The 25,723-nt window shown below is 72.7% G+C and carries 14 protein-coding genes and 1 pseudogene; 8 read left to right on the forward strand and 7 right to left on the reverse strand.

Going from position 1 to position 25,723, the window contains the following annotated elements; all coding sequences use genetic code 11:
- Nucleotide 1 precedes the first annotated feature (1 nt).
- A complete protein-coding gene (locus ETAA1_RS33620) occupies nt 2–1,816 on the reverse strand; it encodes a protein kinase domain-containing protein (protein WP_145244002.1) in 1,815 nt (604 codons plus the stop codon).
- Nucleotides 1,817–1,878: 62 nt separating this feature from the next.
- Nucleotides 1,879–2,727, reverse strand: a complete 849-nt coding sequence (locus ETAA1_RS28455) for a hypothetical protein (RefSeq protein WP_145244003.1) — start codon at nt 2,725–2,727, stop codon at nt 1,879–1,881.
- 907 nt (nt 2,728–3,634) lie between these two features.
- Here ETAA1_RS28455 and ETAA1_RS28460 point away from each other — a divergent pair.
- From ETAA1_RS28460 to ETAA1_RS34030, 3 genes and pseudogenes are all read left to right on the forward strand, one after another.
- On the forward strand, nt 3,635–9,712 hold the full coding sequence (locus tag ETAA1_RS28460) for a polymorphic toxin-type HINT domain-containing protein (protein WP_145244004.1): 6,078 nt from the start codon (nt 3,635–3,637) through the stop codon (nt 9,710–9,712).
- Nucleotides 9,709–10,839 carry a suppressor of fused domain protein gene (locus ETAA1_RS28465; protein ID WP_145244005.1) on the forward strand — a complete coding sequence of 377 codons (1,131 nt, stop codon included), beginning with the start codon at nt 9,709–9,711 and terminating at the stop codon, nt 10,837–10,839. The genes ETAA1_RS28460 and ETAA1_RS28465 overlap by 4 nt, the downstream gene beginning before the upstream one ends.
- 657 nt (nt 10,840–11,496) lie before the next feature.
- A pseudogene (locus ETAA1_RS34030) lies at nt 11,497–11,832 on the forward strand (IS3 family transposase); the annotation flags it as partial.
- 44 nt (nt 11,833–11,876) lie between these two features.
- Here ETAA1_RS34030 and ETAA1_RS28475 read toward each other — a convergent pair.
- Nucleotides 11,877–12,314, reverse strand: a complete 438-nt coding sequence (locus ETAA1_RS28475) for a transposase family protein (RefSeq protein WP_145244007.1) — start codon at nt 12,312–12,314, stop codon at nt 11,877–11,879.
- Here ETAA1_RS28475 and ETAA1_RS33975 point away from each other — a divergent pair.
- Nucleotides 12,267–13,259: an RNA polymerase sigma factor gene (locus ETAA1_RS33975; protein ID WP_390621256.1), complete on the forward strand. Its 993-nt coding sequence runs from the start codon at nt 12,267–12,269 to the stop codon at nt 13,257–13,259. The two genes, ETAA1_RS28475 and ETAA1_RS33975, sit on opposite strands and share 48 nt — an antisense overlap.
- 141 nt (nt 13,260–13,400) lie before the next feature.
- On the opposite strand, the gene ETAA1_RS28485 is transcribed toward ETAA1_RS33975, so the two are convergent.
- Nucleotides 13,401–14,759 carry a DEAD/DEAH box helicase gene (locus ETAA1_RS28485; protein WP_145244008.1) on the reverse strand — a complete coding sequence of 453 codons (1,359 nt, stop codon included), beginning with the start codon at nt 14,757–14,759 and terminating at the stop codon, nt 13,401–13,403.
- 84 nt (nt 14,760–14,843) lie between these two features.
- On the opposite strand from ETAA1_RS28485, the gene ETAA1_RS32505 reads away from it, so the two are divergent.
- A complete protein-coding gene (locus ETAA1_RS32505) occupies nt 14,844–15,401 on the forward strand; it encodes a hypothetical protein (RefSeq protein ID WP_202920482.1) in 558 nt (185 codons plus the stop codon).
- Between the two features lie 155 nt (nt 15,402–15,556).
- Here the strand turns inward: ETAA1_RS32505 and ETAA1_RS28495 are convergent, their stop codons facing one another.
- Nucleotides 15,557–17,437, reverse strand: a complete 1,881-nt coding sequence (locus ETAA1_RS28495; RefSeq protein WP_145244009.1) for a protein kinase domain-containing protein — start codon at nt 17,435–17,437, stop codon at nt 15,557–15,559.
- 353 nt (nt 17,438–17,790) lie between these two features.
- Nucleotides 17,791–18,783: a WD40/YVTN/BNR-like repeat-containing protein gene (locus tag ETAA1_RS28500; RefSeq protein WP_145244010.1), complete on the reverse strand. Its 993-nt coding sequence runs from the start codon at nt 18,781–18,783 to the stop codon at nt 17,791–17,793.
- Between the two features lie 287 nt (nt 18,784–19,070).
- Here ETAA1_RS28500 and ETAA1_RS28505 point away from each other — a divergent pair, with 287 nt between their 5' ends.
- Together ETAA1_RS28505 and ETAA1_RS28510 are read left to right on the forward strand one after the other, a co-directional pair.
- Nucleotides 19,071–20,528 (forward strand): ABC transporter permease, encoded by a 1,458-nt coding sequence (locus ETAA1_RS28505; protein WP_145244011.1) that lies wholly within the window; start codon nt 19,071–19,073, stop codon nt 20,526–20,528.
- 45 nt (nt 20,529–20,573) lie between these two features.
- Entirely contained in the window at nt 20,574–21,308 is a 735-nt protein-coding gene (locus ETAA1_RS28510) for an ABC transporter ATP-binding protein (protein WP_145244012.1), read from the forward strand.
- Between the two features lie 19 nt (nt 21,309–21,327).
- On the opposite strand, the gene ETAA1_RS28515 is transcribed toward ETAA1_RS28510, so the two are convergent.
- Nucleotides 21,328–22,269 carry a TIGR01777 family oxidoreductase gene (locus tag ETAA1_RS28515; RefSeq protein ID WP_145244795.1) on the reverse strand — a complete coding sequence of 314 codons (942 nt, stop codon included), beginning with the start codon at nt 22,267–22,269 and terminating at the stop codon, nt 21,328–21,330.
- A gap of 101 nt (nt 22,270–22,370) precedes the next feature.
- On the opposite strand from ETAA1_RS28515, the gene ETAA1_RS28520 reads away from it, so the two are divergent.
- A complete protein-coding gene (locus ETAA1_RS28520) occupies nt 22,371–25,691 on the forward strand; it encodes an AAA family ATPase (protein WP_145244013.1) in 3,321 nt (1,106 codons plus the stop codon).
- The last annotated feature ends 32 nt before the right edge of the window (nt 25,692–25,723 follow it).

Raw genomic sequence — 25,723 nt, forward strand, 5'->3', positions numbered from 1 at the left:
GCTACACCACGGCCGCGAGCGCCTGACGAAGTGCCGCGGCCGTTCGGAACGGCATCTCCGGCTCCTGCAGCGCCTCGTCCACGACCTCCGCGAGCCGGGCGGGCACGGCCGGGTTGCGGCGGCGGACCGGAACGGGGTCGTCCTCCAGGACGCAGAGCCACGGGTCCATCCCGGACGGGAAGTCGCGCGGGGCGTGGCCCGTGAGCATGGCGTACAGCGTGGCGGCCAGCGACCACACGTCGACCTCCGGGCCGGCCGTCTTGTACCCGATCACCTGCTTGCGGCACATGTACTTCGGGGTGCCGGCGTAGTCCCCGGTGCGGGTTCCGCCGGTCAGCCCGCAGTCGTCGAACGCCTTGGCCAGCCCGTAGTCGCCGACCCGCACCGTCCCGCCGGCCCCGGCCAGGAACAGGTTCGCCGGCTTGATGTCACGGTGGACCAGCCCCGCGCCCGTCCCTTCGGACCCGTCCGACCGGCGGACGAACGGGATCGGGGCGTGGTGGGCGTACTCCAGCCCCTCGAGCGCCTGCAGCGCAATCCCGACCGCATCGTCGGGCGGGAGCGTGCCGCCGCGGTTCGCCATCCGCCGGTCCACGCTCCCGCCGTCGCAGTACTCCAGGACCAGGAAGAACGCCCCCCGACTGAACCCGTGGCCGAGGCAGCGGACGACGTTCGGGTGGTCCAGCGCCGCGGTGTTGCGGATCTCCCGGCGGAAGTGGGCGACGGCCCTCTCCCCGGCGGCCACCTTCGGCAGCATCACCTTGACTGCGGCGGGGGCGCCGGTGGTGACGTGCCGGGCCAGGTACACCGCCCCCATCCCGCCGTGCCCGAGTTCCTTCCCCAACTCGTAATCCTGCAAGACGAGCAATTCCGGGTCGCCGGCGCGGGCCGCGGCGGCCGCGTCGCTGACGACCGTGCCCGCCTCCCGGCGGCAGTCGGCGCACACGAACGCCCCGGGCCGCCCGGCCCCGGCCTCGGCGACCTCCCGACTGCACTGGGCGCAGGACCACGTCCCGGTCCGGGCCGGGGCGGACACGCGGACGGTGAACGCCACCTCCCCGCGGTCCGACAGCCGGACCTCGGCGCCGTCCGCAAGGGCGTGGTCCGGGGACTCGAACCCCGGGGCCGGGTCGGCGCCCTTCGGCCGCTTCCCGAGCAGGTGCCCGTCCACGAACGTCCCGTGCTTGCTCCCGAGGTCGCGGACGCGCACGTCCGGCGGGTTGGCCTCCAGGATGCAGTGTCGGCGCGACACCCGGCCGCACCCGTCCTGCGGGAGCCGCGGGTCGCAGTCGGCGGCCCGGCCGAACAGGAGGATCGCCGGCTCGGTGAACACGTCCTCGCGGCCGGCGGCCGGGCCGGCCGTGTACCGGATGACCACCTGCGCCGCGTCGTCGGGTTCGTCCTCGGTCGCCGGCGGCGCGGCGGACACGGGCGGGAGGAAGGCGGCGAGGTCGGCCGGCGTGTCGAGGCGGAGGCCCGGGGGGAGGCTGGTGCCGGTCAGGTCGTCGGGGCGGCGGAGTCGCCCGCGGGCGTGGTCGGGAAACCGCGAGAGGAACGCCGTGACGGCGGCGACGACCGCGGCCGGGCGGCCGGCCGCGGCCTCCCGGACGACCACCTCGACCTCGCCCCGGAACTCGTCGGCCGCTATCCGGACGAGGCGTTCGAGCTCGGCGCGTCGCCCGGCGGCGTCGGCTTGCTGCTCCCACTCGCGCATGACCTCCGCCGCCAACCCGGCGGCCCCGCCGAGGCCGACGGCGCCCCCGACGGCTTGGACAGCGACGCGGGCGAGGCATCGGAGCAGGGCGACGGGGCGCATCGGGGCTCCGATAAGGGAGAGGAACGCATTCTGACGCGCCGCCGGGCTCCGGTCCAGGCGTCTCAGTTCGGCGGGGCCGAAGGGGGCGCGGCGGCCCGGAAGATCGGGTAGCGCTCGCCGCACTTCTTGCACTGCGCCGTCTTCCCCTCGGCCGCGCCCGGCGCCGTCGCCCGCTTGCCGCAGCGGGGACACGCGATCGCAATCGGGGTGGGGTCCTGACGACCCCGGGGCCGTTCGCCCGCGGGGTCGGGCCCGGGCGCGACGCCGAGCGAGACGCCGACGCTGTCGAACGCGTCCCACACTCCGGGGCGGGAGAGCGCGAACACGACCCACGCGGCGAGCGGGATCCCGACCTGCGTCAAGACGAGGATGGCGCACGCCCCGAGGACCGCGATGCGGACGGAGAGGGTTCGCAGGCAAAACCCGGCGAACAGGAAGAACAGGCCGGCGAGGGCCGGGAACACGCCGAAGCAGATCGGCTCGAACAGGTTCCCGCCTCGCAGCCAGACGGCGACCGGGAGGGCGACCACCGCCGCCCAGGTGAGGCCGGCCGCGGCGTACAGGCCGTAGGCCGGCCAGCGGACGGCCCGGAGCATCCGGGCCTGGTCCGCGGTCGGGGTCGGGTCGCACGGCGCGGTGCGCGTCTGCCACCAGTGCCGGGCGTCGGCCGCCGAACGCTCGAGGTCGAGGCGGCGGCGGGCCGCCGCACGCTCGCACAGGAGGAGCGGGGCGAGGTGCCCGCGGTCGATGCCGCCCGCGTGCCGGCCGAGGTCGGGGACCGCGTCGGCCGGCACGCCCGCCATGAGGAGCCCGATCTCCCGGTATGCGGCCCCCGTCTCGTCGGCCCGGGCGGCCGCCACCTGGGCGACGGTCCGCAGTTGGGAGCGGCACGCCGCCACCTCGGTCGGCACCCACAAGTACCCTCCCCCGTCGGGGATCTGGACGCCCCCGCACCTGCACCTGGGCGCCTCGCAACGGCCCTCGCCCGGGGCGGGTGGGTCGGACTCGAAGAACGCGGCGGGGGGAGCGGCGGGTGGGCGGGCGGTCACACGATCGCTCACAGGAGACAAAGGGTAACAAGACCCGACGGTGGCCGGCGCCCACGGGAAGGGGCTACGGGCTGGATTAGTCACCCGCCGGTCGCCGGCTAGGTCTGACGCAGGCTGTGCAGACCAGTCGAACTGCGACACGGGCGCCCGCCGCCGCACCCAGCGGTCGTGCCGGACCGTGCCCCGGGTCGGCCGCCGGCACCGCCCGGATCGCCGGCTCCGGCTCCGTTGGCCCGCGAGGCCTTCACCAGCACCCGCGTCGGCGCAGCCCGCGAGGTTATAGCCGCCGTGGCCAGCACCTACAGCCCCCCGGCCAGGTCGCCAAGCGATCGCCCGCGCTGGGCCACTCCACCGCCCCCGGATTTCAGCGCAAGGAGCCGTCTCAACGCCTGGAGTCGGCGTCTCCGTCGCGGAGAAAGCCGGCCAACGACGACTCGCCGGTACCGCCTGCCCTTCCGCCGCGACACGTCGTGCGATTTTTCATGTCCGGTTTTCCGGGCGAATCTCGATTGACTCCTCGCAGCTCCTGGGAGGCACCCGCTGAGGACAGGCGAGACGGAGAACGACTGATAGCGGCTTGGCCACTCCGCCGCCCGTTCCGTCACAATCCGGACATTCCGCACAACCGGTCATTGACAACCATTTCTTGCCAGGTGAGAATCCATCCCCAATCACGGTATGCCTTCGGCACGTACACACACCGAATCTGGCGTGCGCGCGTGTCAGTTTGTCATCCGGACACGACTCTTCTGAGCCAGGGATCGCCCCCATGCCTCTCCCCACTCGCTACACCCGGTTCGCGCGTCTCCTCGCCCTCCGCGAGTGGGTCGCCACCCGTCTCACCCGCCGTTCCCAGCCCGCCCCCCGCCCCCGCCTCGGAGTCGAGGGGCTGGAGGACCGCGTCGTGCCCACCGGGCGGCCCCTGCCGTACCCCGTCCTCTACGCCGGGACCGGTGAAGGCCCGCCACCAATCGTCCGGGCCTTCGACGCGATCACTGGGGCGCTGACGTTCGAGCGGTTGGTCGCCGACCCGGGGTTCGCCGGCGGGGTCCGGGTGGCCACCGCCGACTTCACGGCCGACGGCTTTCCGGACGTGGTGACCGCCCTCGGACCGGGTGGGGCGCCGCGGGTGCAAGTGCTAGATGGGAAGACCGGCGACCCCATCCCCGGGCCGCTCGGCGACCTGACTGCCTACGTCCCGTGGTTCCATGGCGGCGTGTCGGTTGCCGCCGCCGACGTGGACGCCGACGGCGTGCCCGACCTGATCACTGCCGCCGGGGCCGGGGGCGGCCCCCACGTCCGCGTCTTCAGAGGGGCCGACGGCCGCCAACTCGCCTCCTTCTTCGCCTTCGAGCCGGACTTCGCCGGCGGGGTGTCGATCGCCGCCGCCGACCTCACCGGGGACGGGCGGGCCGACCTGGTCGTCGGGGCCGGCCCGGGCGGCGGCCCGCGGGTCCGGGTCCTCGACCTGGCCACGGGCCGACCGGCCCCCGGCCCGCTCGGCGACTTCTTCGCCTTCGACGCGGCCGGGCGGGCGGGGGTGGCGGTCGGGGCCGACTGGAAGGCCGGGGATGTGGACGCCGACGGCACGCCGGACCTGGTCGTCGGGTCCGGGCCGGGAATCGCCGGCGAGGTGAAGGTGTTCAGCGGGCGGACCGGGGCCTCACTCGGTGCGTTCTCCCCGTTCGGCCCGGGGATGACGGCCGGGGTCCGGGTGGCGTTGTGCTACGCCGACGACGACGAGTTCGCCGACGTGGTGGCGGCGACCGGGCCGGGGCGGACGCCGGCCGAGGTGCGGGTGTTCCACGGGGCCACCGGCGTGGCGGCCGCCCTCCCGACGGCGGCCTTCCTGCCGTTCGGGCCGGGGGCGGCCGGGGGCGTGAACCTGGCCGCCAGTAACGACCCGGTCGTGCCGAGCATGTCACAGCCGACGATCTCCCCCGGTGCCCCCGCGGCCGGGGCGCCGGTCACGATCACCGTCACCCTGTCCCCGGCGAGCGGCCAGCCGGCCCCGACCGGCGCGGTCACGTTTACCGCCGTCCCGGCCCTGGGGGGCGCCCCGGTCGTCCTCGGGTCGGGGGTCCCCCTCACCCCGTACGGCGACGGCTCCCTGGCCACCCTGACCGCGACCGCCCCGGCTGCCGGGGCGTACTCGGTGACCGCGGCGTACGGCGGCGACGTCGTGTACTCAAACCTGACCACGGCCGGGTGGCTGATGGTGTCCGGGGGGACCTCTCCACCCCCGCCGCCCCCGCCCCCGCCGGGCGGCACCTCCCCGCCGCCGGCCGCGGCCGGCATCCACGTCGAGGCGGACGCCGACCCGGTGGTGAAGGGCGAGCCGGTGTGGTTCACCCTCACGTCGGACGACACGGTTCCCGACTACACGGCGGTCGAGTGGGACTTCGACTACCAGTACGGCACTTTTACGGTCGACGCGACCGGGCCCGACCCCGAGGCGGAGACTGCTTTCACCACCGCCGGGGCGCGGACGGTGGCCGCCCGCCTGGTCCTGGTCGCGGGCGCCCCGCAGGTGTACAGCCTGGCCGTTAACGTCCGATACCCGGCCCCGGTCGTGACCGTCCCCGAAGAGCCGGTGACCACAACCGCCATGCTGCCCACCCCGATGGCCGTGGAGGTGGACGCCGAGCGGCCGATCGATCACCTGGACTGGTACGTCAGCTTCGAGGGCGAGGAAGAGTGGCTCGACCCGAGCGTCCACGAGGCGCCGGAGCACTACGTGTTCCCGTGGTACGGCGACTGGTCCGTCCGGGTGGTGGCCACGGACGTGGACGGGAACGTCGGGGAGAACTGGTTCGCGGTCACGGCCGACGACTTCACCCCGGTCGAGGAGGTGTCCCCGGTGCCGACCGTGGCCGAGGGCACGCCGTCGGTGTTCACGATCCGCGAGGTGGACCCGGACACGTGGGACACGCTGACGGTGTACGCCGACTGGGGCGAGGGGAAGGGCTTCGAGCAGGTGGACCCGGACACGTTCACCGTGGACACCGCCACCGATACGATCAGCTTTCCCCACACCTACGCCAAGGACGGGACGTTCACGGCCGTCCTCCGGGTGGAGAACGACAGCGGCACCCACACCGACGTGTCGGCGGCGGCGACGGTGACGAACGTGTGGCCGTCGTGGGCGATCAACGCGGGCACCCAGATCGCCCACAAGGCGACCTCGAACCAGGACGTGTGGGCCATCCGGCCGGGCCAAACGCTGCTGTTCGACGACGTGCGGGCGGCCGGGCGGCGGGTGTGGAACCGGCAGCCCGTCGGGGTGCCGTCCACGGCCACCCCGTGGACGGCCAACCCGCCCACCCCGGGCGTGGACTACACGCCCGCGCCGCCCGAGTCGGCCATGACCGACGCGCTGGACGTCAAATACCACTGGAGAATCAGCCTCGACTCGTCGTCCCACGTGACCGGCGAACTGCCGCAGGGCTCCCAACTGGACGAGGAGATTGTCACGCAGACGCCCTACCTTTCGCTCCCGTACTACCGGGCCGGGGTGATTTACCACGTGCAGGCGTGGGCGACGGACAGCGGCGCCCGCCCGGCCGCGGCCGACGCCGAACCCGGCCTGGCGCCGGTCCTCCCGCCGGGCACGCCCCCGCCGCCCGCGCCCGATCGGGGGTCAGCCCCCCAGCGGCGGGAATTCCTAAAGGTGATCGTGGACGACCCGGCCGGGTACGCCAACCCGGGCCGGGGTGGGATGCACACCACCCACGGCACGTCCGGCGGAACCTGGATCACGGACCAGGTGTACGGCACGCTGTCGGTCCTCAACACCGACGGCAGCCTGATGAACGACCCGGACGTGTACGCGCGGTACTCGATGTACCTCAACCACCGGACGGCCGCGGACTACGTGCCGTGGCAAACCCTTGATGTCCGGTACGAACTGGACGCGGCGACCAGGGAGTGGCTCGGGAACGGGGTGACGGTGCAGTACCGGGTGACCGTGGCGGTCTACGAAATCAACGGGAGCAGCATCCAGCTCAAGGCGGACGAGTGCCAGTTCCTGAGCTACACCCCGTCCAACGGGTCGGGGGAAGTGACCTTCCATCTGCCCGGCCTGCCCCCCGGGCGGCAGGCTCTGGTCCAGGTGTCGGCCGACCTACTCCGGGACGGTCAGCTGTGGAAGACCACCTCGCGGTTCGACTTCGTGCGGGACTTCCAGGGGGACTTCACGCGGGCTCAAACCCTGTACCAACCCCAGGTCGTCTACATCACCGGGGCGCCCCCGCCGGACACCGGCGGGGGGGTGCTGGACACCCTGGCCATCCTTCGCGAGCTGGCCGGCCGGTTCGGCCCGAAGGTGAACGCGCTGGTCGCCGCCTTCACGTCCCCGTCCGGGATCACGACCGCTCTCGATAACCTGAAGGACGGGTTCGTCGGGGCGATGACCGAGCTCAAGGACAAGTTGGCCAGCCCGCAGGGGCTGCTCCGGAAGTTGATGACCGCGGTCCTCGGCCCGACGGCCGTGCAGAGCCTGCAAAACATCACGGAGTGGAACTGGGACAACCTCTTGCCGGCCCTCCTCGAGTACGCCGGTCTGACCTGGGACCACGTGTACGACGTGGCCCGGCGACAGCTCGGCGCGGGTAACCTCGCCGCCCTGGAGCGGGTAGCCGGGTGGTTCGAGGGGATCGACCCGGCCGCCGGCCCGGCCGGCCTCCGGACCCTGTTCGACCGGATCAAGAATGACCCGGTGATGGCGGGCCTGGACCTCGGCGTGTTGAACGCGGACGTCCTGCTCGACCAGGTCAAGGGGGCGATTCAGTCCAAGGTCCAGGAGGCGATGCTGCGCGCGGCCGCCCAGGCGGTGGCGAAGTTCGTGCCGGGGGCGGGGGCGTTCATCTCTCTGTACAACGCCCTGGGGTGGCTGAACGCGAACAAGGACGGCGTCCTCGCGGCCGTCGACGCCCTCCTCGACGCCCTGGCCGCGGCGGCCGTGCCGGGCAACTCCGCGGCGGTGAAGACGAAGCTGGTGGAGATGTTCGACCTGGCGATGGACAAGGCGCTGAGCTTCGCCGGGAGCCAGCTCGGCGTCGGGAACATGGGGGAGCGGATCAAGAGCGGGCTGGCGTTCGTCCCATCCCGGGTGGACGCCGCCCTGATCGCGGCCTTCGCCCGGGTGGCGGCGGCCGTGCCGCCGGGGACGCCGGCCCCGGGCACGGCCGCCGCCCCCGGCGGCACGGCCGGCGGGATGTACGACGGGCGGATGGCGGCGGCGGTGACGGTGAGCGTGGACGGCAAGACCTACCACCTGTGGGTGGCCCAGGAGACGGGCCGGACGGCCGGGGCGCGGGCGATCAAGGTGAAGCTCGTCCAGGTGTCGCCGGGCGGGAACGGGCTGGTGCTCGTTCTTGACCCGAAGATGTTCCTCGGCAAGCGCGCCCCGGCCGCGCTGAACGCGCTGGTGGCGGCCGCGGTGAAGCTCCAGAAGGACACGCTGCCGGCCCCCGGGGCGCCGCCGGCGGCGGTGCCGATGGCGACGCTGCGCGCCCTCCAGCAGCAGGTGACGGCGGCCCTGGGGCGGGTGAAGGACGCCATCCAGGCCCACGCCTGCGTGGCCCTGGGGACGGGCTGCTTCGCCGCCGGGACGAAGCTGCTGACCCGCGCCGGGTGGCGGGCCGTTGAGGACATCCGGGCCGGGGATGAGGTGCTGGCGCAGGGCGAGTACGACCCGGCGGGCGTGGCCGAGTGGAAGGCGGTGGAGGAGACGTTCCGGCGGACGGACGTGGTGCTGCACGTCCACGCCGGCGGGCGGGTGATCCGGACGACGCCGGAGCACCCGTTCTACGTGGCCGGGGAGGGGTGGACAGCAGCGGGGGCGCTGCGCGGGGGCGACCGGCTGGCGACGCTGGGTGGGGCGTGGGTGGGTGTGGAGGAGGTGTTCGAGACTGGCGTGTACGAGGCGGTGTACAACCTGCGGGTGGCCGACCACCACACGTACTTCGTGGGGGACGACCACTGGGGCTTCGCCGTCTGGGCCCACAACACCTACACCATTGATTTCCTGAGCGGGTACAAGGTCGTCGAGCAGGTGAAGAGTCAGCCCGGCATCACCGGGCAACTGACTCAAGCTCAGGAGGTTACGATCATCCAGACGATACGCGGGGAGGGGAAGTACGGAGCGATGGGCCAAGTGGAGAACAGTCGGGCGGCGGTGGTCGATCTCGTTCAGTTCGAGATGTGGTTCGACCGCGTCAGCGCCCCAGCTAACTACACACCCGATCTCGCGGGTGTGCTCAAGGGCCACTTCAAACTGCCGTGCGTCAAGACGGCGCATGACATCGAAGAGAAGAACATCAAGGACTTCTCGGGTCCGCGGCCGATGGTGCCAGCCGCCCCTTCATACCCGGCGGTCGAAATCACCAAGTGGAAGGGACTGATCTACTCCTCGACGTGGACCTCGCCGTGGTCGACGGCGGTCAACATCCCGGTCCGACACGGTCTCTCGGACGCCGACGCTCTGAACAGGGGATATGTCGCCGCCCGTGCCACCTTCAATGGCGATGTCCATGGGCATCACATCGTGTTCAAGGAAGGGGCAGACGCGGGGCCAACGACAGAACGGCAGGCATCGAAGCCAGTCGCTGCGGAGGCCCGGGACATACTGCTCTACTACGGCATCAACCCGTACTGGGATAAGGAGAACCTCGCGTACGCGCCCGCCCACAGGCACTGGTTGGCGTCGATCGAGGACATCCGTGACCGACTCAAGGCAGCGTACCTACAGCACGGTTCGAGGGGGGACATCGTCACCATCCTCCAAGACGTGGCACAACGGTACATCAACGAGAGCCTCCGCGGCATGAGGAACTACGTCCCATGACGACCGAGCAAGATCTGTTGATCTGGTTCGGCGGGTTCCGCCGGACGAACGACCTGGAGGGTATTGCCCGTCTACTCGACGACCACCCCGAGATGGTGACATCGCCCCAGTGCGCCTCCACGATGATTCACTCCGCCGCACGGGATGGCAACACGGCACTCGTCGCATTGCTGGTCGGGCGGGGCGTGGATGTCAACATGCCTGACGACCCGCAGACGCCTGACCGGCCGATCGGAACGGCTAGTCGGTGCAACCGCCTCGACACCGTCCGTTGGCTCCTTGAGCACGGATCGGATGTCAACTACGGGTGGGACGGAGATTTCGACACGTGTGTTCCGCTGTCGGCGGCCATCTATTTGGGGAACTTCGAGATGGTGCGCCTTTTGGTTGAGGCCGGGGCGTACCTGAACGTTCTCGACCGGACCAACCGGACCCCCTTGGGGTGGGCCGGCGGCCAGCCGGAGATCGCCGCCTACCTACGGTCGAAGGGTGCGCTGGAGCCACACGAGGTGCCGGGGTACGTCCCCCGGCCACTACCCGACCCGATACCAGAGCATATCGACCGGGCCGTCGGCCCGGTCCGGCCGAACTCCTGGCTCCCGATCGTCCCCGATGACGCCAACCCGGTCCCGGTCCGCGCGGCCGACGGGGACGGCGTGGTCTGCCTGTTCACCGCCGGCATGTCGGCCCGCCCCCAGCCCCCCGGCCCCGGCGACGGGTACGACCGCGCCGAACTCGCGTGCTTCCTCGCCGGCTGGCCCGACGACCCGGCCGACTGGACCGACGCGCACCTGTGGCCCGTCCACTGGCTCCGCCGGCTGGCCGCCTACCCGTGGCAGACCGGCGTCGGGTACGGCGGCCCGGTCGCCGTCGTCGCCAACGGCGACCCGCCCGCCCCCCTCGGCCCCGGCACGGCGCTGACGTGCTGGCTGCTCCTGGCCGACAAGGCACCGCTGGAGCGGGCGTACCTGGCCGACGGCACCGAGGTCGTGTTCTACACCGCCGTCCCGATCCACACGGCCGAGCGCAACTACGAGCGGGCCCACGGGACCGAGGCGCTGCTGGAGCGCTTCGCCGATGCGGGCGTGCCGGACCACATCGACCCCGCCCGGCCGAGCGTCGTCTGACCGCGGGTGGACCGGGCGGACGGTGGTGGAGGACACGACCCCGCGGACGGACGCCGTGTGCAATCCGGCTCTCGCGGAAAAACGCGGAGTTCGCAACCTGTTCGCCCCACACCCCTCACCGATACCAACGAACTCCTATTCTCTCGCCCCCGCACGACCACGAGAGAATTCGCAACCCCTTCCGCCGCAACCACACCCGCCGAAATCTCGCGCCGATCTCGCGCGCGAGCCCCCTCGGAGCGCCGGTTGTAACCTGTTCTTCCAGAGGAGCTCTCTCACTCGCTACGGCCACACCGCTTAGGTGTCCGCCTCACGTGAGGCGTGCGGCCGGAACAGCTCGGGTTTACGGAACGTCGTTCCGTAAACCCCCGTTCCGGGGGTCCCGCATGCCGCGTCCCAAGTGTCAGTTTCCTAGTTACTGCAAGCACCCGCAACAGAACTCCGCCCGCTGTTGGCTGAACAGACGGTGGGTCACCCTGGGCCGCTACGACTCGCCCGAGTCGCGTGCCGAGTTCGCCCGCATCTGCGCCGAAATCTCGGCTACGTCCGACCAGGCCTCGGTGGCCCGCGCGGCCCCGTAGGGGGCGACGGTGGCCGAGCTGATCGCCGCGTTCAAGGCTCACGTCGAGCAGCACCACCGCCGGCCGGACGGCACGCCGAACCTGGAAGCAGGCGTTCGAGGAGTGCGGCGGCGACGCCTTCCCGGGGCACGGCCACCCGACGCCCGCCGACGACGAGCTGCGCCGGCTCCGGGCCGAGCGGGACCTGTTAAAAAGCCGCCGCGTACTCCGCCAGCCCGCCGAGTTGACCTTCCGGTTCATCGCCGACCACGCCGCCGAGTGGCCGGTCACCTGGAGGTGCGAGGCGCTGGAGGTGCCGGCCAGCGGGTACTACGCCTGGGCCGCCCGGCCCGACAGCCCGGCCGAGCGGCGGCGGCGGGAGTTGGTCGGGGCCATCGAGGAGGTTCACGCCGAGGTGAGGCGGCGGTACGGGTGAGGTTCCCCAAGTTTCGTGGACACGAAGTTAGCGGTGTAGACTCAGTCCAAGGAGTCCACCTCGACCTGAGCCTTGAGCGTGTGCCGCTTCTTCTTCCCCGAGTAGTCGGCCCGCTGTCGTCGCCGCGGCCGGTGAGTCGGCTGCTCGAACGTGTCCACGAGCACCGCCAACCCCGGGGTGTGCCTCGGGACGGCCGGGAGGTCGCGGCGGTGGTGCCGGCCCGGGTCGGGCATCCGCATGGTGTCCTTCCCGGCGGCGGCGAGGACCGGGATGGACCACCCGGCGAGCTGGCGGGCGGCCGACTCGGACACCCCGAACAGGTACCCGATGACAGCGTAGGTCGGGTACACCCGGAGCCGGACGACGGTGGACAGGATGCGGTCGGTGGGCGGATCTATGCTCGGTGCCGCGCCGTCCTGGGTGACGATCACCTGGCCGAGGAAGCTTTTCAGGACCCGGTGCTCGCCCTGATCCGTCACCGCGGCCGACTACCGACCGACGGGGCCGCCGTCGCCTGGCTGTACCAGACGGCGACCAATACTGCTCGACAGGTCATCGCCATCAAACTCCCATCTCTGTCCGCGGCGGGGCGGGAGGTCGTCCGCGGGCGGGAGGAGTACGCGGCCGCGGAGCGACTGTTCGACCGACTCCCGAAGGACGACCGGGCCGAGGCCGAGCAACTGCGACAGCTGTTCGGCCCGCCGGGTGGCGATCCGCCGAGCGCGTACTCTGAACCAGGCGTCTCACCCATCGTCGTCCCGGAAGACGCGCATCTTCTGGTGCGGTGGGCTAGAATCGACCGACGACAATCCCCCGCATCCCGGCCTGACCATGCACAGTTCCGACCCCGGCGATCCGTCGGACGACACCCGCCGCGGCAGGTGTTGTCTGGCGACCCACCCCGCCCTCTGGGGCCCGCGATGACAGCACGAGACGCGATCCTGTTGGCCGTCCCCGTGTTCGAGGCGCACCAGCGAGCCGGGTTGGCCGACCTCCGGGCCGGGCTGGAGGGGGTCGGCATCCCCCGGCCGCTGGCGGCCGAGGTCGTGGACTTCCTCCCGCTCGCCCTGGCCCGGTCCATGCTCGACGGGATGGGCGTCCGGTTCGCCGACCACTACGTCCGGCGGACCGCCGACGGGCGGGTGATCGGGACCCGGCCGCTGGCCGACGAGCCCGTGTTCCGGGAGGGGCTGGCGATCGCCTGCGAGGTCAGCTGCCTCGGCGATGCGGGCTTCCGGGCGGTGGTGGAGCGGAGCGAGGAGTACCGGGCGGTCGGGCGGGCGCTGGACGCCGGGAGCCGGGCGGAGGACCTCGAGTGCCACCCGCCGGTCGTGTCCGCCGGGCACGACGACCGGCGGCCGTTCGACGACACCTCCGGGGGCCGGCAGCCCCGGGGGCGGACGTGGTGGCGGCCCTGGGGGTGACGGCCAGTTCCGCGATGATCACCAGTCCGGCCGGAGCACGTCGTAGTGCCGCCCGGCCGAGCCGGGCCAGCCGCAAGCGCGTCATCTCTCACCCCGTCGTGTCCGCACGTCGCCGCCCGGAGCCCCGGACGAGCCGAGCGGTCACTTCCGACGGCGGGGCTTGGGCGGGCCGGACGGCTTCATCGGCCCCGCCCGCCCGCCCGTCGGCGCCCGCCCGCCCGTCGGCGGCCGCCCGCCGCCCGTGCCGTCCGAGGACGGCTTCCCACCCCGCGACCGCTTCGGGCCGCCCCCCGGCCCCGCCGGCGGCCGCGCCCGCCCAGGGCCGCCCCGACCCCGCGGCCGGTCGCCGTCCGAGGCCGCCCCCGGCGCCGCGGCCTGGCGGTAGTCGAAGTCCGGGAGGGTGACCCGCGGCAGCCGCTGCCCCAGCTGCCGCTCGATCCGCCCCAGCGCCGCCTCCTCGTCCGGCGACACCAGCACGAACGCGTCCCCCGTCGCCCCCGCCCGGCCCGTTCGCCCGACCCGGTGGACGTAGTCCTCCGGCACGTCCGGGACGTCGGTGCTGACGACGTGCGTGACGTGGTCCACGTCCAGCCCGCGGGCGGCGATGTTGGTCGCCACCAGCACCTGGAACGCGCCCCGCCGGAAGCCGTTCATCGCCGTCGTCCGCTGGCCCGGGGAGCGGTTGCTGTGCAGCTCGCCGACCGTGAACCCGTCCGCCTCGATCACCCGGGCGAGCTTCTTCGCCCCGTGCTTGGTCCGGGTGAACACCAGCACCGACGGCATCTCGGTCCCCCGCAACAGGTGCCGGAGGAGGGCCGTCTTGAGGTGCCCGGGGACCGGGTACGCCGCCTGCGTGATCCCGACCGCCGCCGCCGTCCGCCGCCCGACCTGCACGGCCGCCGGGTTCCGCAGGAGTTCCGCGGCCAGTCCGGCGATGACCGGCGGGAGGGTGGCGGAGAACAAGAGCGTCTGCTCCCGGGCCGGGAGGCGGGCGACGATCCGCTTGACGTCCGGGAGGAACCCCATGTCGAGCATCCGGTCGGCCTCGTCGAGGACGAGGGCGGCGACCCGGTCGAGGCGGGCGGCCCCCTGGCGGATGAGGTCGAGGAGCCGGCCGGGGGTGGCGACGACGATGTCGGGGCCGGCCCGCAGCGCCTTCTCCTGGGGGCCGATCGGGCGGCCGCCGACGATCAGCGCCGGGCGCAGGTCGGTGTACCGGCCGAGGTCGCGGGCGACGGCCTCGATCTGCTCGGCCAGCTCGCGGGTCGGGGACAGGATGAGGGCGCGGGGGCCGCCCCGCGGCCCGGCGAGGAGGCGGTGCAGGAGCGGGAGCATGAAGGCGGCGGTCTTGCCGGTCCCGGTCGGGGCGGTGGCGAGGACGTCGCGGCCGGCGAGGGCGGGGGGGACGGCCCCGGCCTGGACGGGGCTCGGCTCGGCGTACCCGAGGGCCCGGACGGCGCGGACGAGGGACGGGTGGAGGCCCAGGGTGGTGAACAGCATCGCAGCTCCGGCGGATCGGGTAGGCATTGTACCGGTGGTCAGGGCGCCCCCGCCCCGAACCCGGCCGTGTGCGTGGTCTTCCCGATGGTCCCGACCCTCACCGCCACCCTCGGGGTGAAGGGCCACCGCCTGGTCGTCGGCACCTGGGACTGCAAGCACCTGCTGTACGTGTTCGCCGTCGTCAACCTGGTCACGGCGGCGATCCACGCGAACACCCTGGAGAGCCCGACGGACGCCAAGAAGCAGACCGGGAAGAGCAAGACGCGGCGGATGCAGACTGATTGGTCGGTTGGTGGGACGAGGAGTTGTGGTGTGGGCGGTCTGGGGGTCGGAAAGTCTCTCCGTCTCTTGAGACACGAGAGGCGTCAGTTAACAGCTTTAAGGTTCCAGTTATCAGCCCGAGAGGGGCGATACAGCGAAACGCCTAGGATTTCAGGTGACTCGCGCCTGTTAACTGGCGGGTTGGCCGTCGATATCAAGATCGTCCCAATAACTCCCTCCGAGCAGGCCGACGTCTCTCTGGCGCTTAACAGAATCGAGACGTGGCTTGCAAGCGGTCCACCGGCAATCATGGCACTCACTCGTTCGACACGTCGCGCCCGCCCGGGCAATTCGCTCGCGGTCGGCCCGGTAAGGATTTGATCTGCCCGAACTCGCTCCGACCGTCACGCACCTCTCCGACTTCGCCGCCTTCCCCACAACGCGGACGTGCGTGACTGATGCTGGAGCCCGGACGACAAGCGGATTCCGTTCTTGTCGCGCGAGCGCCCGGATGGTGGTTACGTCTTGTACACGGCTCAGCCGCTGCCGGAGAAGCGGCCGACGGTGACGGTCATCTGCCCGCCGGGCTCCTGCCAACTCCGGACCTGTCGGACGTACACCGCGAGCCCGGACACGCCTTCGACGCCGGGGAATTCGACGTACATCCGCCCGGTGCGGACGGCGTCCGGGGTGCGGAACCGGATGCCGCTGGCCGACAGGTCCACCGACTTGCCGGTGATCGGCGCCCCGACCACCCCGTCCTGGTACAGCGGGTATACCCGGACCGGCCGCTCGACCCGGGTCCGCGGGTGGGCGCGGCGCTCCTCGAGGTTCTGCAACACACCCTTCACGTCGGTCAAGATCGCCGGCAGGTCGGACATGGACAGGAGGGTGAACACGGAGTTCGGCACCCCGCACACCGCGCCGGAGGCGATGTACTCGGCCGACGGCGGGACCGGGCGGCGGACGGTCACCTCGAAACCCGTCCGCGGACGGGGCGGCGCCTTCGGGTCCGGCTTGCCCCCCTTCGGCGGGTCGGGCGGGGCTTCCCGCCACAACACCACCCGGACCGGGTCCTGCTGCTTGACCTCCATCCCCCACCGCTCGGCCACCATTCCGAGCTTGAGCGGCACCATCCCGGCGGGGAGTGTCGACAGGAAGTTGCAGGTGGTGTCCGGGTCGTCGTGCGCGGCCAGGGTGTCCGGGTCGTCGGCCGCGGCCCGGAGAACGGCTTCGACGAACTCGGGGGTGGTGCCAGCCGGTTCGTGCTGCCGTTCGCCGGGGACACCGTGGAACTCGGCCACCGGCAGGACAGCCCGGAGCCCGGCGAACGGGTCGGCCGGCTTCGGCGGCTCGGGCTCGCGGCGGCGGGACAGCCGGCCGGACCCGGGCCGGCCCGGGGTGCCGGACGGCGACCGGCTGTTGGACGGCGCCGGCTCGGGCAGGGGTGGCGTAACCGCCAGTACGGGCGGGCCGTTCGGGATCGTCGCCTCGTCCGTCTCGGCCGGCGAGGCGGCGGCGGGGGGCAGGGTGATCGCCTCGGGCGGCAGGCCGGTGGTCTCGGCCAGGGCGGCGACGAACGCCGAGCACGACGGGAACCGCTCGCCGGGGTTCTTCGCCAGCGCCCGCCCGACCGCCGCCCGGTCGGCGTACGGGACCGCGGCAAGGTCCGGCGGGGTGGTCGCGTGTTGCAGCATGAGCTGCTCGGCGGTGCGGCCGGGGTACGGGAACACGCCGGTCGCCAGTTCGACGTAAACGAGGGCGAGGCTGTACTGGTCCGACCGCGGGTCGACGGCCCCGCGGAGGACCTCGGGGGAGGTGTACCGCGGGGTGAACCCGCGGCGGTCGTCGGCCCCGTCCCCGGCCCGGTGGACGCGGCGGACGAGCCCGTAGTCGCCGACCTTCAGGTGCCCGGCAACGAGGAACAGGTTCTCCGGCTTCACGTCGAGGTGTTGGAGGCCGTAGCGGCTGCCGATCATGTCCAGCGCCTCGGCCGCGTCGCCGAGGTAGTTCAGGAGCTCGTCCCGCGGGATGCCCGGGTGGCCGTCGGCCCGGCACGCCTTGAACCGGTCGGCCAGCTGACAGTCGGCCAACTCCATCACGATGACGAGTTCGGCGCCGACGAGTTCAACCCGCTCGAGGGAGAGGAGGAACGGGTGACGGATGGTTTTGATCTGCTCGACGGCGCCCCGCTCCTGGCGGAACTGGTCGCCGGCGGTGGACACGAACTTGATCGCCTTCGGGAGCCCGCCGGGCGCCTCACACTTCCAGACCTCGCCGAACCCACCCCGGCCGAGCGGCTGGAGCAGGCGGTAGCCCGGCAACGGCTCGGCGCCGGGGTACTTCTCGCAAATCCCCGGGTGGTACGTGGTGGTCATCACGTCGCGGAGGTTGCCGGGCGGGACGGCGGAACTCACTGTTCGGCCGTGGTCGGTGGGCTATCGCCCAGTACCTGGGCATGCTCTCAGGAACACTAGCACGGGGTTTGCGGCAGGGCCAACGCTTCTTGAACTGCTGCCGTGGTACTGGTTTTGCCCGTACACCGGCGGGAACCCGGTGACGGCCTCGCTGCTGGAGCAGGACACGGCGAAAGGGAGCATCAACGCCAGGCGGCCAAGTGCCGCCCTGGACACGAAGTCCCTGGAGCGCGTCCTACAGGGCTTCAAGGCGAATTAACACTCCCAGAGATCCCCTGCCCACGGGGGGAGACCGGTCGACAGCGACGCACCCCGGTCGACCTGCGGCTGCCACCCAGAATCCCGCCACCGCATCATTCGCCGCGGCGCCGCGCGTACAGCTCCGAGCCCATCTTCATCAGGTACAGCGTGTCCGAGGTCGGGTCGTAGTCCAGCCACGTCAGCGCCGACACGCCCTTCAGCGCCGCCGGCACCGCCACCGGCGCCGCCCACGTCTTCCCGCCGTCGCCGCTCTCCACGACGCCGGTGCCGGTCAGCACGAACAGCTGCGCCGCGCCCTTGCCGAACACCGGGCCGTACCGGCCGTCCTTCACCGGCCCCACCTTCGCCCACGTCTTGCCGGCGTCAGTCGTCTTGTGGAGTCCGCCGTCGGCGAGCCAGTACACGCCGTCCGGCCCCACCCGCGGCAGCGCCGTCGGGGTGAAGTCGGCGACCGGGGCGAAGGTGGCGCCGCCGTCCGTCGTGCGGACGACGCCGCCCGTCGGGTTGTCCTTCGTCTTCACGCGGGTCACCACGGCCGTGTTCGCGTCGAAGACCCACGCCGGGCCGTGCCCCTTGCCCAGGTCGTCGAACGTCTTGCCGCCGTCGCGGGAGCGGAGGAGCAGGCCGTTCGCCTCGTGCTTGAGCGCCAGCAGGAACTTGAGGTCCGGGTCGCTCCAGTCGGCGGCGCACCAGTCCACGTGCGCCGAGGCCTTGTCGAGGACGCGCCACGGGCCGCTGCCGGTGGTGCCGACGGCGATCGGGCTGCCGTACACGAGCGGCATGAGGAGGCGCGGCGTCTTGCCGGTGGGGTCGAGCTGGAGGCACCCGGGCGTCTCGGTGCGGCCCTTCGGGGGGCTGTTCTCGACGCGGGTCCAGGTGGCGCCGCGGTCGGCGGACGTGAACAGGCCGCGGTCGCTGAGGTCCACAAAGAGCCGGCCGGTGGACCGCTCGACGACGACGCCGCAGAGGCCGCCGAACCCGGTCTTTTCGCGGGCGAGCAGTTCGGTGGTGAGGGGCCGCCACTCGGCGGGAGCGTCGGCCGGAGCCGCGAGCACGACGCCGACCGCGATCAGAATGGCACGCATGTTCGACCTTCCCGGGGGAGAAGTGGACCGGTGAGGAGAAGGTAGCGAGCCGAAGCCGAGTCGGCGCCGGGCGTTACGGCGGGAACTGGCACGGCGTCGCTCCAATACTAATTTGTGGCATAGACTCAATGCGTGCCGCGACCCCCCGGGGGGGTCGGCGGCACACAATGGACTCGGCCCGAGGTTTGAGCCTCCGCCTTGCCCCGCTTCTCACTTCGGCTTGAGCGGCGCCCGACGGCGTGATAGAAGCCGGGTGCCGGCACCCCGCCCGTTCCGGGAAGGAACCCGTGTACAAGCTGCTCCTCTGCGTCCGCTACCTCCAGACCCGCTACCTGGCGTTCGTCTGCATCGTCAGCGTGATGCTGGGCGTGGCCACGCTCATCGTCGTGAACTCGGTGATGAGCGGGTTCAGCACCAAGCTCCGCGACCGGCTGCACGGCAGCATCTCGGACGTGGTCGTGGACACGGAGCGCGCCGACGGCTTCCCCGCGAGCCCCGACCAGCTGCGGCAGATGATTTTGCACAGCGAGATCGGCGACAAGGTGGAGGCGATCAGCCCGACGGTCGAGGTGTTCGCCATCCTGCAGTTCAGCTACCCGAACGGCGCCCCGGTGATGAAGCCGGTCCGCCTGATCGGCGTGGACCCGGCCAGCCGGACCGCCGTCGGCGGGTTCGCCGAGTACCTGGTGCGGCAGAAGGACAGCCCGACCCCGACGTTCGAGCTGACCGCGGAGGCGGAGGAGCGGCTGGCGAAGAACCGCGAGCACGCCGAGCGCCTGGAGCGGATGCAGCAGGAGCGCGAGAAGGCGCTCGACGTGCCGGCCCCGAAGCTGGTGCCGGACCAGCTGGCGCTGCCGGCGGCCAAGCTGTTCGGCGACGAGCCGCCGCCGGCCCCGAAGGTGTTCGGCACCATCCTCGGGTACAGCATCGCCCACGTCCGCTACACGCACAACGGGAGCACGGAGGAGGACGCGGTCCTCCGCCCCGGCGACGCTGTGACGGTGACCACGACCGGCGGCGCCGAGATGAAGCCGGTGTGGGGCAGCTTCGTCGTCGCCGACTACGTGAAGACGGAGATGAGCGAGTACGACTCGAGCTTCGTGTTCGTGCCGCTCGACCAGCTGCAGCGGATCCGCGGCATGGGCGACCGGTGCACGGCGCTGCAGATCAAGCTGAAGAACTACGACCGCGACAAGGCGGCGGTGGCGGCCAAGCTGGAGGAGCTGTTCCCGCCGCGCGACGGCCACCGGGTGGCGACGTGGGAGCAGAACCAGGGGCCGCTGCTGGCCGCGATCGACGTGGAGCGGACGATCCTGAACATCCTGCTGTTCCTGATCGTCGGCGTGTCCGGGTTCAGCATCCTGGCCATCTTCACGATGATCGTGGCCGAGAAGTACCGCGACATCGGCGTGATGAAGTCGCTGGGCGCGACGAGCGGCGGCGTGCTGTCGATCTTCCTCGGCTACGGCCTGCTGCTGGGCAGCGTCGGGGCCGGGCTGGGGACGGTGCTGGGGCTGTGGTTCACGCGGAACATCAACGAGATCGAGGTGGTGCTGTCGCGGCTGACGGGCGTCACGGCCTTCCCGCGGGACATCTACTACTTCAAGGAAATCCCGACGCACGTGGACCCGGCGGTGGTGCTGACGATCAACGCCGGGGCGGTGGCGACGGCGGTGGTGTTCAGCCTGCTGCCGGCGTGGCGGGCGGCCCGGCTCCACCCGGTCCGGGCGCTGCGGTTCGAGTAACCCGGCCCGGTGCTCCGTACATCTGCTTCTCGCAATGGTGCCGACATGCTGCGGGCCGAGAACCTGTCGAAGACGTACCACCGGCACGCCGTCGCCGTGAAGGTGCTGACCGGCCTCGACCTGGAGGTGCGCACCGGCGAGTTCCTCAGCATCGTCGGCGCGTCCGGCTCGGGCAAGAGCACACTCCTCCACCTGCTGGGCACGCTCGACGCCCCCGACAGCGGGGCCGTGTACCTGGACGACAAGCGGATCGACAACCTGCCGGCCCGCGGCCGCGACGCCCTGCGGAACCACACGTTCGGCTACATCTTCCAGTTCTACCACCTGCTGCCGGAACTCAACACGCTCGACAACGTGCTGATGCCGGCGTACATCCAGCACTCCGCGTGGGGCTGGTGGTCGGCCCGCAAGGAGTGGCGCAAGCGCGCCCACGAGCTGCTGGACCGCGTGGGCCTGAGTCACCGCCTGAAGCACCGGCCGCGGGAACTGTCGGGCGGCGAGATGCAGCGTGCCGCGGTGGCGCGGGCGCTGCTGACCCGGCCGCGGGTGCTGCTGGCCGACGAGCCGACGGGCAACCTCGACGCCGAGACGGGCGGCGAGATCGTGAAGCTGCTGCGCGGCCTGAACCGCGACGAGGGCGTGACCATCGTGATGGTGACGCACAACCTGGAGATCGTGACGGCGACGGACCGCGTGGTGCGGATGGCCGCCGGCCGCCTGACGGACGACACCCACTCCTTTCGCCACGCGCCGCCCCGGCCCCACCTCGTCGCCGTCTGACCCGCCGGGGCCGTGACCGTCACCCGCCCGCCCGCCGCCGCGCGCACAACTCCGCGGCGGCCCCGGGCCACGTCGGGAAGTCGAACGCGAAGCCTGACGCGAGCAGCCGCCCCGGCACGACGCGGCGGCTCTTCAGGATCAGTTCCGTCTCCGTGCGCATCAGCCACGCCCCGATCGTGAGCATCCACCGCGACGCCGGCAGCCCGACGCGCGTACCCCACGCCGCCCGCAGCGCCGCCATGAATTCGCGGTTCGGCAGCGGCTCCGGCGCCGCCAGGTTCACCGGCCCGGCCAGCTCGTCGCGCGCGACGAGCCACAGCACGGCGCGGACGAAGTCGCGCTCGTGAATCCACGACATGTACTGGCGTCCGTCGCCGGCCGTGCCGCCGAGCCCGCGGCGGACCAGGCCGAGGAGCGTGTCGAACACGCCGCCGCGGTCCGGGCTCATCACCATCGCCGTGCGGAGCAGTACGAGCCGCGTGTGCGGCGGCGCGACCGCGGCTCGTTCCCACGCCGCCGCCACGTCGGTGCTGAACCGCCAGGTGTCGGGCGCGCCCTCGGCGCCGCCGAGAACGCCGGTTGCCTCGTCGTTCGCGGCGTCGAACCGGTGGGCGTAGATGGTGGCGGTGCTCATCTGGAGCCACACCCGCGGCGGCCGGGCCGCGCGGGTGATCGCGTCGCCGACGGCCCTCGTGGAGCGCACCCGGCTGTCGAGGATCGCCCGCCGGTTGGCGGCGCCGTAGCGGCAGTTCACGCTGCGGCCGGCGAGGTTCACCACGACGTCGGCGCAGTCCAGCTCCGCGGCCCAGGGGCCGACCGTCTCCGCGTCCCACGCCACGACGCGCCACGGCGCCGGCCGCGGCGCCCGGCTGAGCACCACGACTTCGTGCCCGCCGGCGACGAGCGTGCGGGCGAGCAGGGTGCCGACCTGGCCGCTGCCACCGGGGATGACGACCTTCACGCGCGAACCCTCGCCGGGGTCGGAACATCCCATGAACCGTGCCCGCGCCGCGGGCACAACCGCGCCGCGTCATACACCAACCCCACCCCCGAGGAGCACCGATGGCGTCGGACACGCGCTTCGCCGTCGGCGTCGTCCACCGCCGGGTCGGGCCGCGGGCCGTCCTCGCCGAGCCGCTGTTCTTCCCGGAAGTCGCTCGCCTCGCCGCCGACCCCGACGCGGCCGCCGCGATGATCCGCCACGACTTCGCCGTCCGCCTGCCGAAGCTCGACACCCGCGAGCTGTTCCGCCGCCGCCGCGCCACCACCGCCCGGCTCGTCGCCTTCACCGTGGACGTGGCCCCGCCGCGCAAGACGGACCTGTGGCGCACGCCCGTGGCGCTGAAGCTCCAGGCCGTCGCGTGGGAGCAGGCCGGGTTCGTCGTCGCCCGCATCCCGGCGCTCGGCGTCGAGGTCATCGCCGCGCCGAAGGACGACCTGCCGGCGCTGCTAGCGCGCGAGGCGCTGGCCGCGCTGCGGCGCGCCGAGCTGACGAAGACCCTGAAGGCCCTCGCCGGCGTCGCCACCGGCGGCCTGCGGCTCGACTGGCTCGACGTGTCCGCGAGGCTGCCGTCGCTCAAGGAGCGGGCCGCCCGCGGCGACGCCGAGCGGCCGAAAAAGACGGTGCTTCAGACCGTGGCGTCGGTCGTGCGTCCGGAGGCTGAAGACGCCGCGTTCGAGGCCGAGGAGGTGGTGGCGCAGCTGGCCGAGGCGCTGGCCGCGAAGCCGCCGCAGAGCGTCCTGCTCGTCGGCCCCAGCGGCGTCGGCAAGAGCGCGGCGTTCGGCGAACTCGTGCGTCGCGCCGCGGCCTACCGCCTCGGCGCGACGCCGTTCTACCGCACCACCGGCAGCCGGCTCGTCGCCGGGCAGACGGGCTTCGGCATGTGGGAGGAGCGGTGCCAGGAGTTGATCAAGGAGGCGGCCAAGCTCCGGGCCGTTCTCCACGTCGGCAGCCTGACCGAACTGATGGACGTGGGCAAGAGCAATTGCAACCCCACCGGGATCGCCACGTTCCTGCGCCCCGCCATCGCCCGCGGCGAGCTCCTGTGCGTGGCCGAGGCGACGCCCGAGCAACTACCGCTGATCGAGAAGGAAGACCCGCAGCTGACCGACGCGTTCCGCCAAATCACGGTCGAGGAGCCCGGCCCGGACCGCGGCCGGCGTATCCTCCGGCAGTTCGCCGACGCCGACCGCCGCCGCGAGCCGACGCCGGAGGCGCTGGCGGCAATCGACCGGCTGCACCGCCGCTACGCCACGTACTCGGCGTACCCCGGCCGGCCGCTCCGCTTCCTCGACCGGCTGCGGCGCGACGGCCCGCCGCGCACGCCGATCGGCGAGGGCGAAGTCTTCACCGGGTTCGGCCGCGAGACCGGGCTGCCCGCCGCGCTGCTCGACCCCGCCGTGCCGCTCGACCCGGCCGCCACGCGCGACTGGTTCGCCGACCGTGTCGTCGGCCAGCCGGAAGCCGTGAGCCTCGTCGCCGACCTGCTCGCCACGGTGAAGGCCGGCCTGGCGCGGCCGAACCGGCCGGTCGCGTCGCTGCTGTTCGTCGGCCCCACGGGCGTCGGCAAGACGGAGATGGCGAAGGCGCTGGCCGAGTTCCTGTTCGGCTCGGCCGACCGGCTGACGCGGTTCGACATGAGCGAGTACGCCGACCCGGTGGCCGTGCGGCGGCTCGTCGGCTCGGCGTTCAACACCGAAGGGCTGCTGACCGCGGCCGTGCGCGAGCAGCCGTTCTGCGTGCTGCTGCTCGACGAAGTCGAGAAGGCCGACGCCTCCGCGTTCGACCTGCTGTTGCAGGCACTCGGCGAGGCCCGACTCACCGACGCCGGCGGGCGGCTCGCCGACTTCCGCAACGCCGTCGTCATCCTCACGTCGAACCTGGGCGCCGAGTCGTTCCGGGCCGGGTCGGCGGGCTTCGGCGCCGACCGCCCCACGGCCGCGGGCGCGGCGGCGCACTTCACCCGTGCCGTGGAGCAGGCGCTGCGGCCGGAGATGGTGAACCGGCTCGACCGCGTCGTGCCGTTCGCCCCGCTCGGGCCGGACGTGGTGCGGCGCATCGCCGACCGCGAGTGGGCGAAGGTGCTGGCCCGCGACGGCCTCCGCTTCCGCAACGTCCGCGTGACCACCGGGGAGGGGTTGCTCGACCGCATCGCCGCGGTCGGGTTCGACCCGCGGTACGGCGCCCGGCCGCTGAAGCGGGCGATGGAGCGCGACCTCCTCGCCCCGCTGGCCCGGCAGATGAACCGCCACCCCGGCGACGCGCCGCTGTCCGTCGCGGTGGGCGTGGCGGCCGGCGACATCGCCGTGACCGTCCGACCGGTGCCGGGGGCGAAGGGGGGCGGCGAGCCCGCGAGCCCCGTCGGTCGGCAGGCGGCGCAGGCCCAGGAGCGGCGCCGCTGGCACCAGCTGCTCGCGGAATCGACGGCGGTGCGCGACGTGGAGAACGAGGTGGTTCAGCTCGCCCAGGTGGAGCAGCGGGTGCGGTCGCGGCAGGCCCGGGGGAAGCCGCAGCGGCCGGGCGACGCCGCGGCGCTGGCCCGCCTCGGCCGGCTGCGCGAGCTGGCCGTCGAGGTGCGGCGGCAGCGGGTCGCCGCGGAGGAGGTGGAGGACGCGGCGGTGGTCGCCTTCCACGCCGACGCCGCCGACCCGGCGCTGGCGCCGCGCCTGGCCGCCGGCGCCGCCGACTGGGACGCGCTGCTGTTCCGCCTGTACGCGGCGAGCCGGCCGGGGGCGGACCGCGTCACGCTGGTGCTGTACTCGGAGCACCGCGGTCACCTCGCGGCGCTGGCCGACGCCTACCGTTCCGAGGCCGAGCGCCACCGCATCCGCGCCGAGGGGCGGGTGTTCGCCGCGGTGACGGCCGAGGAGGCGCGGCTGGTCGAGGCGAGGGAGAAGCCGCCCAAGTTCCCCAAAACCGAGGGCGACGAGCCGGTGACGGCGTGGGGCGAGAGGTGGCTGTGGGAGAAGGCCGGGTCGGCGGTGCGGGTGGTGATGCGCGCCGAGCCGCGGACCGACGAGCTTCCCGACGGCGCGATCGGCGTGGCGTTGGAGCTGACCGGCCCCGCGGCGGACCTGCGGTTCGCGGCCGAGGCCGGGCTGCACGAGTTCGTCGGCACGCCCGCGGAGGAGGGGAACCCCGACGTGCTGGTGCGGGCGACGGGCGAGAAGCTGATGGAGTACCGGCCGCCGGTGGCGATGGTCCGCCGCGGGGCGGTGAAGGCGGACGAGACGCGCCGGGTGTACGACCGCGGCAAGGGCCGCGTGGACGACGCTGTGACCGGCGAGGCGTTCGAGGGGCTGTGGGGCGAGCTGGCGGCGCTGCTGCCGCCGGTGCTGGCGGCGAACGCGCGGCATCGGTTGCGAGTGGTGGTGCTGGAATAACCGGCTCGAGGCGTTCGCCGCGAGCGGCGGAG

The organism is Urbifossiella limnaea (assembly GCF_007747215.1).
GTDB classification, from domain to species: Bacteria; Planctomycetota; Planctomycetia; order Gemmatales; family Gemmataceae; genus Urbifossiella; species Urbifossiella limnaea.